This is a genomic window from Stutzerimonas xanthomarina DSM 18231 (genome assembly GCF_900129835.1).
In the GTDB taxonomy this organism is placed as follows: Bacteria; Pseudomonadota; Gammaproteobacteria; order Pseudomonadales; family Pseudomonadaceae; genus Stutzerimonas; species Stutzerimonas xanthomarina.
This window is the reverse complement of sequence record NZ_FQXA01000008.1, coordinates 133362-147430: the sequence shown is the minus strand read 5'-3', so window position 1 is coordinate 147430 and position 14069 is coordinate 133362. Positions and strand designations below refer to the sequence as shown.

12 protein-coding genes are annotated in these 14069 nt (G+C 61.5%); 2 read left to right on the top strand and 10 right to left on the bottom strand.

Annotated elements, in window-relative coordinates:
* Positions 1-63 precede the first annotated feature (63 nt).
* The 8 genes from oadA to sufB all read right to left on the bottom strand — a co-directional run bounded on the left by oadA (position 64) and on the right by sufB (position 9697).
* Entirely contained in the window at positions 64-1881 is a 1818-nt protein-coding gene (gene oadA, locus BUE09_RS18730) for a sodium-extruding oxaloacetate decarboxylase subunit alpha (protein ID WP_073303419.1), read from the bottom strand.
* Positions 1882-1891: 10 nt separating this feature from the next.
* On the bottom strand, positions 1892-3307 hold the full coding sequence (locus tag BUE09_RS18725) for an acetyl-CoA carboxylase biotin carboxylase subunit (RefSeq protein WP_073303417.1): 1416 nt from the start codon (positions 3305-3307) through the stop codon (positions 1892-1894).
* A gap of 286 nt (positions 3308-3593) precedes the next feature.
* Complete coding sequence (locus tag BUE09_RS18720) at positions 3594-4043, bottom strand: SufE family protein (protein WP_073303415.1); 450 nt, start codon at positions 4041-4043, stop codon at positions 3594-3596.
* Between the two features lie 63 nt (positions 4044-4106).
* Positions 4107-4634: a putative Fe-S cluster assembly protein SufT gene (gene sufT / locus BUE09_RS18715; RefSeq protein WP_073303413.1), complete on the bottom strand. Its 528-nt coding sequence runs from the start codon at positions 4632-4634 to the stop codon at positions 4107-4109.
* A 221-nt stretch (positions 4635-4855) separates the two neighbouring features.
* A complete protein-coding gene (locus tag BUE09_RS18710) occupies positions 4856-6145 on the bottom strand; it encodes an aminotransferase class V-fold PLP-dependent enzyme (RefSeq protein ID WP_073303410.1) in 1290 nt (429 codons plus the stop codon).
* A 6-nt stretch (positions 6146-6151) separates the two neighbouring features.
* Positions 6152-7438 (bottom strand): Fe-S cluster assembly protein SufD, encoded by a 1287-nt coding sequence (gene sufD / locus BUE09_RS18705; protein ID WP_073303408.1) that lies wholly within the window; start codon positions 7436-7438, stop codon positions 6152-6154.
* 10 nt (positions 7439-7448) lie between these two features.
* A complete protein-coding gene (gene sufC, locus BUE09_RS18700) occupies positions 7449-8207 on the bottom strand; it encodes a Fe-S cluster assembly ATPase SufC (RefSeq protein WP_073303406.1) in 759 nt (252 codons plus the stop codon).
* Between the two features lie 32 nt (positions 8208-8239).
* Positions 8240-9697 (bottom strand): Fe-S cluster assembly protein SufB, encoded by a 1458-nt coding sequence (sufB, locus tag BUE09_RS18695; RefSeq protein ID WP_073303403.1) that lies wholly within the window; start codon positions 9695-9697, stop codon positions 8240-8242.
* A 452-nt stretch (positions 9698-10149) separates the two neighbouring features.
* Here sufB and BUE09_RS18690 point away from each other — a divergent pair, with 452 nt between their 5' ends.
* Entirely contained in the window at positions 10150-11112 is a 963-nt protein-coding gene (locus BUE09_RS18690) for a LysR family transcriptional regulator (protein WP_073303401.1), read from the top strand.
* Here BUE09_RS18690 and BUE09_RS18685 read toward each other — a convergent pair.
* A complete protein-coding gene (locus BUE09_RS18685) occupies positions 11066-11269 on the bottom strand; it encodes a PA3496 family putative envelope integrity protein (protein ID WP_073303399.1) in 204 nt (67 codons plus the stop codon). The two genes, BUE09_RS18690 and BUE09_RS18685, sit on opposite strands and share 47 nt — an antisense overlap.
* Before the next feature lie 113 nt (positions 11270-11382).
* The gene (gene hexR, locus BUE09_RS18680) at positions 11383-12249 is read right to left on the bottom strand and encodes a transcriptional regulator HexR (RefSeq protein WP_073303397.1); all 867 of its coding nucleotides are present in this window, start codon (positions 12247-12249) and stop codon (positions 11383-11385) included.
* 304 nt (positions 12250-12553) lie between these two features.
* On the opposite strand from hexR, the gene zwf reads away from it, so the two are divergent.
* Positions 12554-13996: a glucose-6-phosphate dehydrogenase gene (gene zwf, locus BUE09_RS18675; protein ID WP_073303395.1), complete on the top strand. Its 1443-nt coding sequence runs from the start codon at positions 12554-12556 to the stop codon at positions 13994-13996.
* Positions 13997-14069: the final 73 nt, after the last annotated feature.

The following is a 14069-nucleotide window of genomic DNA, read 5'->3' as shown; positions in this document are numbered from 1 at the left end:
CGGTTGCGTGAGCCGCGGCGGCACGCATAAAAAGGGAGCCTTTCGGCTCCCAAGGGACAACAGTCAGGCTTCAATCTCGATCAGAAGATCGCCAGGCGTCACCCGGTCGCCTTTAGCCACATGCACCGCCTTCACCGTGCCGGCGAGAGGCGCCTGGATTTCGGTCTCCATCTTCATCGCTTCACTGATCAGCACCGGCTGCCCGGCCCTGACCGTATCGCCTTCCTTGACCAGCACATCGACCACGTTGCCGGGCATGCTGGTGCTCACATCGCCCGGCGCACTGGCCTGTTTGCGCTGCCCGGCGCTGCCGCCGCCGACGAAGTTGTTCAGCGGCTCGAACACCACTTCTTCCGGCATGCCGTCGATGGAGAGGAAGAAGTGCCGCTTGCCCTCGCCCTTGACGCCAACACCGGTGATGTCGACGCGATAGGTCTCGCCGTGCACGTCGATGACAAACTCGGTCGGCACCCCTTCGCCACTGGCGACGCCCACCGCGCTGCCATCCGGGATCGGCAGCAGCACTTCCGGTTGCAGCGTGCCGGCTTCGCGCTCTTCAAGGAATTTGCGGCCGATGTCCGGGAACATGGCGTAGGTCAGCACGTCTTCTTCGGACTTGGCCAGCGCACCGACTTCCTGGCGCAGCTTGTCCAGCTCCGGCTTGATCAGGTCCGCCGGGCGGACCTCGATGATCTCTTCACCACCGATCGCCTGGCGTTGCAGCTTGGCATCGATAGTGCCCGGCGCCTTGCCGTAGCGGCCCTGCAGGTAGAGCTTCACCTCGTTGGTAATGGTCTTGTAGCGTTCGCCGGCGAGCACGTTGAAGAACGCCTGGGTGCCGACAATCTGCGAAGTCGGGGTCACCAGCGGCGGGTAGCCGAGGTCCTTGCGCACGCGCGGGATCTCGGCCAGGACCTCATCCATGCGGTTGAGCGCGCCTTGCTCCTTTAGCTGGTTAGCCAAATTGGAAATCATCCCGCCCGGTACCTGATTGACCTGCACACGGGTGTCGACGCCGGTGAAGTCGCTCTCGAATTGGTGGTACTTCTTGCGCACCGCGTAGAAGTACAGGCCGATTTCCTGTAGCAGTTCCAGATCCAGACCCGTGTCGTAGGGCGTGCCACGCAGCGCGGCGACCATCGACTCGGTGCCCGGATGGCTGGTGCCCCAGGCCATGGAGGAAATGGCGGTATCGATGTGGTCGGCGCCGTTCTCGATGGCTTTCAGCTGGCACATGCTGGCGACGCCAGCCGTGTCGTGGGAGTGGATGAACACTGGCAGGTCGACCTCGACCTTCAGCGCCCGGACCAGATCGCCGGTGGCGAACGGCGTGAGCAGGCCGGCCATGTCCTTGATCGCGATGGAGTCGACGCCCATGTCGCGCATGGTCTTGGCCTGCTCGACGAAGAGTTCGACGGTGTGCACCGGGCTGGTGGTGTAGGCAATGGTGCCCTGGGCGTGCTTGCCGGTCTTCTTCACGGCCTTGATCGCGGTTTCCAGGTTCCGCACGTCGTTCATCGCATCGAAGATGCGGAACACGTCGATGCCATTTTCCGCCGCCTTGGCACAGAAGGCCTCGACCACGTCATCGGCATAGTGGCGGTAACCCAGCAGGTTCTGCCCACGTAACAGCATCTGCAGCCGCGTGTTCGGCAGCGCCGCCTTGAGCTGGCGCAGGCGTTCCCACGGGTCTTCCTTGAGGAAGCGCACGCAGGCATCGAATGTGGCGCCGCCCCAGACTTCCAGCGACCAGTAGCCGACGCGGTCGAGCTTGTCGCAAATCGGCAGCATGTCCTCGGTGCGCATGCGGGTGGCCAGCAGGGACTGGTGAGCGTCGCGCAGGATAGTGTCGGTAACGGTAATCTTCTTTTGAGCAGTCATGGTTCGTTCCTCACAGTCCTGCGTGGGCGGCGATAGCGGCAGCGATGGCCAGGGCCAGTTCGCCCGGCTTGCGTTTGATCGAGTAATTCAGCAGTTCCGGATGGTTATCGACGAAGCTGGTGTTGAATTGCCCGCTGCGGAAATCCGGATTGTCGAGAATCTTCTGGTAATAGGTGGCCGTGGTTTTCACGCCCTGTACGCGCATGTCGTCCAGCGCCCGCGAGCCGCGGGCCAGCGCCTCCTCCCAGGTCAGCGCCCAGACAATCAGCTTCAGGCACATGGAGTCGTAATAAGGCGGGATGGTGTAGCCGGTGTAGATCGCCGTGTCGGTACGCACGCCGGGACCGCCAGGTGCGTAGTAACGCGTGATCTTGCCGAAGCAGGGCAGGAAGTTGTTGCGTGGTTCCTCGGCGTTGATGCGGAACTGCAGCGCGAAACCGCGGTACTGGATGTCCTCCTGCTTGACCGACAACGGCAGGCCGGAGGCGATACGGATCTGCTCGCGGACGATGTCGATACCGGTGATTTCCTCGGTGATGGTGTGCTCCACCTGCACGCGGGTGTTCATTTCCATGAAGTACACCTCACCCTCGGCGAGCAGGAACTCCACGGTGCCGGCGTTCTCGTAACCCACCGCCTTGGCCGCACGCACCGCCAGGTCGCCGATATAGGCGCGCTGTTCCGGGGTGAGCTGCGGGCTGGGGGCGATCTCGATGAGTTTCTGGTTACGGCGCTGGATCGAACAGTCGCGCTCGAACAGATGTACGGTGTTGCCAAAGGAGTCGGCGAGAATCTGGGCCTCGATGTGCTTCGGTTCGACGATGCACTTTTCCAGGAACACGTCGGCGGAACCGAACGCCTTGGTCGCCTCGGAGATCACTCGCGGGTAGGCCTGTTCCAGCTCTTCACGCGAGTTGCAGCGGCGGATACCGCGGCCACCACCGCCGGAGGTCGCCTTGAGCATCACCGGATAGCCAATGCCGTCCGCCGCCGCCAGCGCCTGCTCGACATCCGCCACGTTGCCTTCAGTACCGGGTGTGACCGGCACGCCGGCCTTGATCATGCTGCGCCGTGCTTCGGTCTTGTCACCCATACGGCGAATCACTTCGGCGCTGGGGCCGACAAAGCGGATACCGCGCTCGGCGCAGATTTCTGCCAGCTCGGCGTTCTCGGAGAGGAAACCATAGCCGGGATGCAGGGCATCGCAACCGGTCTCCACGGCAAGGTTCACCAGCTTGCGTGGGTTCAGGTACCCCGCCAGCGGGTCTTCACCAATGAAATACGCTTCATCGGCGCGCTTGACGTGCAGGGCGTGGCGGTCAGGTTCGGCAAAAACCGCTACCGAGCGCACGCCCATTTCGGCACACGCCCGCACGATGCGGACGGCAATTTCACCGCGATTGGCGATCAGCAGCTTTTTGATCACGCTGTCATCCCTCGGTCGATGGGGCAAAGGCCGCCTGGCGGAGGCCGTGTAGCGCTTGCATCCCGTGCAAGCCCATAAACCCTACGCCCATCAGAGTGATAACTGAAAATAAATAATAGTTTGCTGCTGGATAGGTAATTACTTATAGCTAAAGAATTTACAGCCCAACGGCATCATTTTTTTCGCGATAAATATGACCAAACGCGTGGGAGGATTGGCATGCAACAGGCGGGTCGGCAGGAAGGGCGCAGCCTTGAATAGCGGCCGCTCCGGCTATCTGACGCGTTCAGCTATCAGTGGCGACGGCGCGGATGCGATTCACCATACTTCGCAGGCCATTGCCGCGAGTCGGCGATATGTGCCGAAACAGGTCGAGGCTGCGAAACACTTCGTCGATGTCGACCGCCAGTAGGTCCTCGGGGGTGCGAGCGTTCAGCGCGACCAGCACGATCGCGGCCAGCCCTTTGACGATGATCGCGTCGCTGTCGATGAGAAAGAACAGCTTGCCGCTCGCCGGATCTTTCAGATGGGTCAGCCAGACCTGACTCTGGCAGCCCTGGACGAAGTTGTCTTCGGTGCGCGCGTCATCGGGAAATGTCGGCAATTTGCGGCCCAGATCGACGATATAGGCGTAGCGGTCTTCCCAGTCATCAAGCACGTCGAACGCGTCCACGACGTCGTCCAGACGAATGTCGGTGCCGAGGCTGGTGTGGGTAAAGTCGGTACTGGTCGTCATAAGGCGCGGTTCGATTCTGTGGGCATCATTGTGGATGGGTAACGGGCTGCATGAGGTGTCACCTCACAGCATCCCCAGTTCCAGCTTGGCTTCGTCGGTCAACATATCGCTGTTCCACGGCGGGTCAAAGGTGATTTCCACCGCCACGTCTTCGACGTTAGGAACCTCTTGGAGCTTTCGCTTGACGTCGTCGGCGATGACCTGGCCCATGCCACATCCCGCCGCCGTCAACGTCATCAAGACGTCGATCCGGTGTCCGCTGATCCTGCAATCGTAGATCAGCCCCAGGTCGACAACGTTCACCGGAATTTCCGGGTCGTAGCAGGCGCGCATGGCTTCCCATACCTGGCTCTCATTGATCGAGCCATCCGCGGTCTCCTCGAACCTGTTCTGCAGCGGCTGCTTGCCCAGCCCGTCGGCGTTATGGCCTTCGATACGTACCAGGTTGCCATTCAGCGCGACGGTAAAGCTGCCGCCCAGCGACTGGGTAATGGTTACGAACGTATCCGCCGGGACCATAACCTCGGTACCCGAAGGCACCAGTCGGCCGGCTATTTCGCGTTTGGTAAGCACTACTTCCCGTTCATGCATGTTATCGGGCTCCTCTATCTTGGCTGTCCCAGCAGCGCACATGCGCCGTGACGCCTTCGGTCATTTGAGTCATTCGTCAGCTCCGCGCGGGCTATGGGCAAGCCGTTGAACCGCCACGGCAGCCAGCTAAACACTAAGCCTGTCGTGCCGCGACGCTGCTATGGCGCAAACAGCCAGCCGGCGCGCCAGGCGGCGGTACGAAACGCCCCGCGGGTGTTGCCTTACCCGGCAAACAGCCGCTGCAGTTTCGTCAGCGCCCGGAACAGCTGATCAACCTCCTCCAGTGTGTTGTAGAACGCGAAGGAAGCGCGTGCCGAGCCGCTCTCGCCGAAGCGCTCCATCAGCGGCATGGCGCAGTGATTACCGGTGCGGATGGCGATGCCCTGCTGATCGAGCAAAGTGCCGATGTCGCTGGAATGCAGCCCCTGAATCTGAAACGACAATACGGGGACCTTATGCGGCGCAGTGCCCATGACCGTCATGCCCGGCACCGTCTCGACCAGCTCGTTGGCGCGTTGCAACAGTGCTTGTTCCGCCGCCTCCACAGCCTCGCGGCCAAGCCCGTCGAAATACTGGATGGCGGCTTCGAGTCCAATGGCTTCGGCGATCGCTGGTGTGCCGGCTTCGAACCGATGAGGCAATGCCGCCCAGGTGGTTTTCTCGAACGTCACCCGCTCAATCATTTCTCCGCCACCCTGAAACGGCGGCAATTGCTCGAGGATGCTTTCACGCCCGTACAGCACGCCAATCCCGGTCGGCCCCAGCAGCTTGTGGGATGAAAACGCGTAGAAGTCGCAGTCCAGTTTGCGGACATCCACCTTCAGATGCGGGACCGCCTGGGCGCCGTCGATAACCGTGATAACGCCCTGGGCCCGGGCTTTGGCGACCATCTCGCGAACCGGATTGATCGTCCCCAGCACATTCGACACGTGCGCCATGGCCAGCACGCGGGTTCGATCCGTCAGCTGTTCGCTGAAACTTTGCCGGTCCAGCTCGCCTTCGTCGGTGACCGCGACGACCCGCAGCTCAGCGCCGGTGCGCTCGCAGACCATCTGCCAGGGCACGATATTGGCGTGATGCTCCATGTGGGTAACGAGAATCTGGTCACCGGGCTTGAGCATCGAGGCCAAGCCGTTGGCGACGATGTTGATGGCCTCGGTGGTGCCTCGGGTCCAGATGATCTCCCGCGTACTGGCAGCATTGATGAATGCGCGGACCGTTTCGCGGGCCGACTCGAACGCGACGGTGGCCCTATCGCCCAGGGTGTGAGCGCCGCGGTGCACGTTGCTGTGCGAGGTGCGGTAGTAATGATCCATCGCCTCGATGACCGGGACAGGTTTCTGCGCTGATGCAGCGTTGTCCAGGTACACCAACGGCTTGCCGTTGACCGTCTCGCCAAGAATCGGGAAATCAGCCCGAATACGGTCGATATCCAGCCGCCGCGCGCTGGGCATGACGGACGTCGGGGCGGGAGTCGGGGTGGAGCCTGCGCGGCGGACAGCTTCGGTCATGACAGGTCAATCCTCAATAAGGTTGTTCTGGATGAAACCGGCCAGCCGCTCATCGATCCACGCGCGTACGTCTTCCAGCGGAATCTGGGCGACCAGCTCGTTGATGAAGCCCATGCTCAGCAGGGTCCTGGCCTCGGCCCGGTCAATGCCGCGAGACAGGAGATAGAACATCGACTCTGGGTCCAGCTGGCCAATGGTGGCGCCGTGGCCGCATTTGACGTCATCAGCGTAAATTTCTAGCTCGGGCTTGGTGTCGATTGCGGCGTGTGGCGACAGCAGCAGATTCTTGCTGTTCATCTGCGCACTGGTCTTCTGGGCATCGCGGTGGATATGAATGCGACCGTTGAAGACGCTGTGGGACGTGCCCGCAGCCATGCATCGGTAATTCTCTTCGCTGGTGCAATTGGCGGCGATGTGTTCGAGCACCGTATGGTTGTCGTAGTGCTGACTGTTCTGGGTGACGGCAACGCCATTCAGCAGGCATTGCGCACCGGGCGCCTCGAAACGGACCTGCAGGTCATGCCGACGCAGCGTGCCGCCAAAGCCAAAGCAGTGACTTTCGAAACGGCTGCCGCCCGCCAGGCGCACGCCCGTCGCCCCGATGTGGCGAACCGATTCGGGTTCGAGAGCAAGACGGATGTAGGTCAGCGTCGCGCCCTCGCCGACATCCGCTTCGGTGACCGCATTAACCAGATAAGGCTGCGCGTCGGTGGCTTCATACTGCTCAACCAGCGTAAGCGTGCTGCGCTCAGCCATCGTCAGCATGACCCGCGGATAAACCGAACCGCTCTGCTGAGCATCCGTCAGAACTTGGACATAGAGAGGGCGGTCGACTTCGGTCCCGGCCGCGACCTCGACCAGCACGCCATCTTCCAGGCGTGCCGTGTTCAGGCGAGCCAGCTGGGTCGTTGCAGTGTCCAGCGCATGGTCGAGACGCTCGGCGAGCTGCTGTGCCCGGTCGACATCGAGCTCGTTGAATGGCGTGACACGAAAGCCCGCTTGGTCCGGCAGTTCCGAGGCGGCGAGATCGACCCGACCGTTGCGAATGGCGATCCGGTAGCCGCTGACCGCCGCGGGTTCCAGCACTTGCATGCCTTCCGCCAGGGCTGGGGCGAGCGCTTCATCGAACGACAGATGGCGGCTGGAATACTTCCAGTTTTCGGTCTTGCGCGTGGGCAGGGGCATATCCTGCAACGCCCTGCCACGTGCTGTTCTGAGCTCACGCAACGGCTGCGGCAAACGCTCGCCGCCGTCAGCCAGAAACGCGGCAGGCAATGTCGGTACTGCCTTCATCATGGCCTCCTTAGCGCGCTACTGCGTCGTTGATGCCCAGCCAGCCGTAGCCTTTTTCTTCCAGCTCGAGCGCCAGCTCCCGCCCGCCGGAGCGGATGATCCGCCCGCCGGCAAGCACGTGCACGTAATCCGGAACGATGTAGGACAGCAGGCGCTGATAGTGGGTCACGACCAGAAAGGAGCGGTCCGGCGAGCGGTTGGCGTTGACCCCATCGGAAACCGTCTTCAGCGCATCGATATCCAGGCCCGAGTCGGTCTCATCGAGAATCGCCAGGCGCGGCTCGAGCAGCATCATCTGCATGATCTCGTTGCGCTTCTTCTCGCCGCCGGAGAAACCTTCGTTGACGCCGCGCTTGAGAAACGAAATGTCCAGATCGACCTCACCGGCGGCCTGCTTGGCCAGCTTCATCAAGCCTACGGCGTCAAGTTCCGGCTGCCCGCGATGCTTGCGCATCGCATTGACTGCCGTGCGCAAGAACTGGATGTTGCTGACACCGGGAATCTCGACCGGGTATTGAAACGCCAGGAACAAACCCTCGCGGGCACGCTCTTCGATTTTCTGCTCGAGCAGGTTCTTGCCGTCCATGATGACTTCGCCAGCGGTCACCTCGAACGCCTCGTGCCCGGCCAGCACTTGCGCCAGGGTGCTTTTACCGGAGCCGTTCGGGCCCATGATCGCGTGCACTTCGCCAGCACCGATCTCCAGGTCGATGCCCTTGAGGATCGGCGTTCCATCGACGCTGGCGTGTAGATTCTTGATACTCAGCATTAGGTTCTAACCTCTCTTTTGACCAATAGGTGCTAGCCGACCGAGCCTTCGAGGCTCACTTCGAGCAACTTGCCGGCTTCCACGGCGAACTCCATCGGCAGCTCCTTGAAGACTTCCTTGCAGAACCCGTTGACGATCATCGACACAGCCTGCTCGGGCTCGATGCCACGCTGGCGGCAGAGGAACATCTGCTCGTCGCTGACCTTCGATGTGGTGGCCTCGTGTTCGACGATAGCGCTCTGGTTCCGGCTTTCGATGTAAGGGAAGGTATGCGCCCCGCACCGGTCACCGATCAGCAGCGAATCGCACTGGGTAAAGTTGCGTGCACCCTGGGCGCCAGGCCCGAACCGCACGAGACCGCGATAGCTGTTGTTGCTGCGCCCGGCGGAAATGCCCTTGGAGATGATCGTGCTGCGGGTGTTCTTGCCCAGATGGATCATCTTGGTGCCGGTATCGGCTTGCTGACGGTTGTTGGTCAGCGCGACCGAATAGAACTCGCCGACGCTGTTGTCGCCCTGCAGGATGCAACTGGGGTACTTCCAGGTAATCGCGGAGCCGGTTTCCACCTGGGTCCAGGAGATACGTGAATTTTTGCCCCGGCACGCGCCGCGCTTGGTCACGAAGTTATAGATGCCGCCGCGGCCCTCGGCATCGCCGGGATACCAGTTCTGTACCGTGGAATACTTGATCTGAGCATCGTCCAGCGCCACCAACTCGACCACCGCCGCATGCAGCTGGTTCTCGTCGCGCATGGGCGCGGTGCAGCCTTCCAGGTAACTGACATAGGCGCCTTCGTCGGCAATGATCAGCGTCCGCTCGAACTGGCCAGTGTTGGCCGCGTTGATCCTGAAGTAGGTGGACAGCTCCATCGGACAGCGCACGCCCTTGGGGATGTAGACAAAGGAGCCATCGCTGAACACGGCGGAGTTGAGCGCCGCGTAGTAGTTGTCGCCCTGCGGAACGACGCTGCCGAGGTACTTTTGGATCAGCTCGGGGTGCGCATGCACCGCCTCGGAAATGGGACAGAAAATCACGCCGGCCTCGGCCAGGCGCTTCTTGAAGGTAGTACCGACGGAAACCGAATCGAACACGGCATCCACGGCGACATCCCGCACCCCGGCCAGCGCGGCGCGCTCGTGCAGCGGAATGCCCAGCCGCTCGTAGGTGCGCAGCAACTCCGGATCGACTTCATCCAGACTCTTCGGGCCATCCTTCTGGGATTTCGGCGCCGAATAGTAGGAGATCGAGTGAGGGTCGACCCGCTCAAACTCGACATGGGCCCAATCCGGCTCGTCCATTTTCAGCCATCGATGGTAGGCCTTCAGTCGCCACTCCAGCATGAACTCCGGTTCGCGTTTGATCGCCGACAGACGGCGGATCACCTCTTCGCTCAAACCGGGTTCGAACGTATCGGCTTCGATTTCGGTGACGAAGCCATGCTCGTATTCGCTTCTGATCAGCTCGTCGACCTGTTTACCTGCGTTGGCCATGATGGACGCTCCGTTCTCTCTCAGGTTTCTACGGTAAGCCCGGCTACAAGGCTGCGGTCGCTGGCGATGTCGTCTCGCCTGTATCTGCGGCAAGCGGCAAGCAGCGGCGATCATCATTCCAGCCATGATCCGCCGGGTTTGTAATTATGGTTTTGACGCTACTGTACATTACCAGAGCAATTTAGTCAGGTATTAAGCGACGATGAAGTGCGATGGTCCAACCCGCTGGTTTTAGCCGAAGGCCGGCCACGATGGTGGGCCTCTCAGAGCGACAGGGTGTGCCTGCTTATACATTGCCGATTCATCGTGTAATGCTTGCATGCTGGGAGCGCAATCAGCGGCGGCACGACGTCAACGACGTGAGGCCACAGCTACCGAACCAAGAATCCGCCGACGAAGGTGCTTGCCGCTAACGATGGCGGCGGCAGGTAATAGACGAGAGCAGCAAGCCGATGCGAAAAAGCATGATGCGGATCACCCTGCGCCAGTTGCAGGTATTCAGGGCGGTCTGTGACAGCCGCTCCTACAGCCGGGCGGCGGAAGAAATGGCGCTGACCCAGCCAGCCGTGAGCCTGCAGATCCGCCAGCTTGAGGAGCTGATCGGCCAACCGTTATTCGAGTATCTGGGAAAAAAACTCTATCTCACTGTCGCGGCCGAAGCCCTGCAGCGCGCCAGCGCCGACATTTTCGGCCGCCTGGACAGCCTGGACATGCAGCTGTCCGATCTGCAGGGCTCGCTTCAGGGGCAACTGACTCTCGCCGTGGAATCGAGCGCCAAGTACATCACGCCGCATCTGTTCGCCGCGTTCAAACGCCAGCATCCCGAAGTCAGCCTGGAATTGGTCGTGGTCAACCACGCCCAGGTGGTCAAGCGCCTGTCGACCAGCCGCGACGACCTGCTGATCATGTCGCAGGTACCAACCGATATGGACCTGGAGTTCATGCCCTTTCTGAACAACCCCATCGTGGCGGTTGCGCCGATGGACCATCCATTGAGCCAGGCAGCTGACCTGACCCTGCAGGACCTGACCGCCTATCCACTGGTCATACGCGAACCCGGATCAGGCACACGCAAAGCGGGCGAAGACTATCTACGGCAGAAGCGCGCGCATTTCGCTCAGACGATACAGGTAGCGTCGCTGGATGCGCTGCGCGAGGCCGTGGTGGCGGGGTTGGGCGTGGCGCTTATGCCACGCCATGCGGTTCACCTGGAACTGACTCACGGCCTGCTGCGAGAGCTGCCGGTTCAGGAACTGCCGCTGTACCGCAGCTGGTGCGTCGTGCATCCCAGAACGAAACGTCTGAGCCCGGTCGCTCAGGCCTTCTTTGCCTTCATCCGTGAGGAGCGCGCTCAGATCAGCGCGCTGGCTACACGTTTTGCCGGTGTTCCGCCTGACGCTCCAGCAGCGGGCTGATCATCAGCAGGTCGGGAAACTCCATCAGCTGCGCATGCAGCTGGCGCTGTTCGTCGTAGCTTTCGATGGCGCGGCGGAAATGCATCCGACGCTCGTCCTGCTGCTTGCGGCGGGCACGGGCATCGAGGTTGACGTAGGCTTCACGGCGCTGGGACATGCGTGGTCTCCGGAACGGGTGTCGGGAGAGCCCAGCATCGAAGCCTCAGATGACGCTATCAGGACGAACAGATGACGGAGCGATGAATGCCGCTCAGAGGGTTGTGCGATGCCTCAATCCTCGTGCGGCTTCACCGACTTTGGTGACAAGCGCAGGCTGCGCAAACTGCGCTTCACGCTCTTGAGGTGATTGACCAGGCTCGGACCGCGCGCCATGGCGACACCCATCGCCAGTACATCGATTACCACCAGGTGGGCGATCCGCGAGGTCAGCGGCGTATAGATTTCAGTGTCTTCCTGCACATCGATGGCCAGGTTGATCGTCGCCAGCTCCGCCAGTGGGGTCTGGCTCGGGCACAGAGTGATCAATGTCGCGCCGGACTCACGCACCACATTGGCGGTGATCAGCAGGTCCTTCGAACGCCCCGACTGGGAGATGCAGATCGCCACGTCGGTGGGTTTCAGCGTGACCGCCGACATCGCCTGCATGTGCGGATCGGAATAGGCCGCCGCGCTGAGCAGCAGCCGGAAGAACTTGTGCTGGGCATCGGTGGCTACCGCGCCGGACGCGCCAAAACCGTAGAATTCGACACGCTCGGCCTTGGCCATGGCGGCCACAGCGCGCTCCAGCGCGTCGGAGTCGAGCTTTTCACGCACTTCAATCAGCGTGTGCAAGGTGGTGTCGAAGATCTTCAGTGCGAAATCGGTGACCGAATCGTTCTCGCTGATAGCGAACTGGCCGAAGCTGGCACCCGCAGCGAGGCTTTGCGCCAGTTTCAGCTTGAGGTCCTGAAACCCGAGGCAACCGATGGCCCGGCAGAAGCGCACGATGGTTGGCTCGCTGACACCCACTGTGTGGGCCAGATCGGCCATCGAACTGTGCATCACGGCAGCCGGATCGAGGAGCACATGGTCGGCCACCTTGAGTTCCGACTTGCGTAACGAACTTCTCGATTGAGCGATGTGTTGCAGCAGGTTCACGTAGGCGACTCACTTTGATCAAAACCCGGCAAGAATGGTCGAACGCTGCGGGTGCGCTCGCACCCGTCATGCCGGCTGGGTTGTAGTGGGCTTGTAGTTATACTACAAGCTTCGCAGTATCGCCCACCTGGGTGCCGTTTAAAACGCAGACGGGGCAGGCAAAACAAGCCCGAAACGGCGGAAGAAGCGGCGTTCAGGTGCCGGCAAATGAGCATTCCGAGACCGTTTTAACGCTGCATTGCCGACGCTGGCAGTTTTAAGCGGCACGTCGATCGACGTCTGTCCACCTTCTAGGAGTGACGCTGTGTCCATTTCCTGCGACATGCTGGTATTTGGCGGTACCGGCGACCTGGCGCTACACAAACTCATCCCTGCACTCTATTACCTGCACCGCGAGCATCGTCTGCATGATGACGTTCGCATCCTGGCAATTGCCCGTCAGGACATCGACCGCAACGCCTACCTGGCGCTGGCCGAGCGTCACCTCCGAGCACAAATTGCACGCACGGACTTCGAGGCCGAGATATGGAATGCGTTCAGCCAGCGCCTCGACTACTTCCCCATGGACGCCACTCAGAGGGGTGAGTACGTCCGTCTCGCGCATCACCTCGGCCAGGCCGAAGGCCGCGTGCGGGTGCACTACCTGGCGACCGCGCCCAACCTGTTCGAGCCCATTGCCTCGAACCTTGAAAGCGCCGGGCTTGCCGGAGAAGACGCGCGCATCGTGCTGGAGAAGCCCATCGGCCACTCCCTCGAATCAGCACTCGAGATCAACGAGGCCATCGGTAACGTCTTCCCCGAATCGCGCATTTATCGGATCGACCACTACCTCGGCAAGGAAACCGTGCAGAACCTCATGGCGCTGCGTTTTGCCAATGCGCTGTTCGAGCCGATCTGGCGCAGCGGCCATATCGATCATGTGCAGATCACGGTGGCCGAGACCCTGGGCGTCGAGGAGCGCGGCAGCTACTACGACCATGCCGGGGCGATGCGTGACATGCTGCAAAATCACCTGCTGCAACTGCTCTGCCTGGTGGCGATGGAAGCCCCGGTGCGCTTCGACGCCAAATCGATACGCGGCGAGAAGGTGAAGATTCTGGAAGCCCTCAAACCGATTACCGGTAACGACGTGCAGGACAAGACCGTGCGCGGGCAGTACGTCGCCGGGCAGATCGGCGGCAATGAGGTGCAGGCTTACTACTTCGAGAAGGATGTCGATAACGACAGCGACACCGAGACCTTTGTCGCCGTGAAAGCCGAGATCGACAACTGGCGCTGGGCCGGCGTGCCGTTCTACCTGCGCACCGGCAAGCGCATGGCGAAGAAGCGTTCCGAGATCATCATCACCTTCAAGCAGGTGCCGCACATGCTGTTCACCAAGGGCGAGGTCAACCGCCTGGTAATTCGCCTGCAGCCCGAGGAAAGCATCAGCCTGCAACTGATGGCCAAGGCACCCGGTAAAGGGATGCAGCTGGAGCCCGTCGAGCTCGACCTGAACCTGGCCCATGCTTTCAGCAGCACACGTCGCTGGGAGGCTTACGAGCGACTGTTGCTGGATGTGATTGAGGGCGACTCGACTCTCTTCATGCGCCGTGACGAGGTGGAAGCGGCGTGGAACTGGGTTGACCCAATCCTCTGCGGCTGGCAGAGCCATTACCGCAAACCCAGACCCTATCCGGCTGGAACCGACGGCCCTGAGCAAGCGCACCAGCTGATCGAGCACCAGGGTCGCCAGTGGTGGCGCTGAGCCAGCCGAGAGCGTCCGCCGTCACTGCCGATTACGCGTTGTATGGCCCGGAATAGAGCTGCCCTGCGCGAGC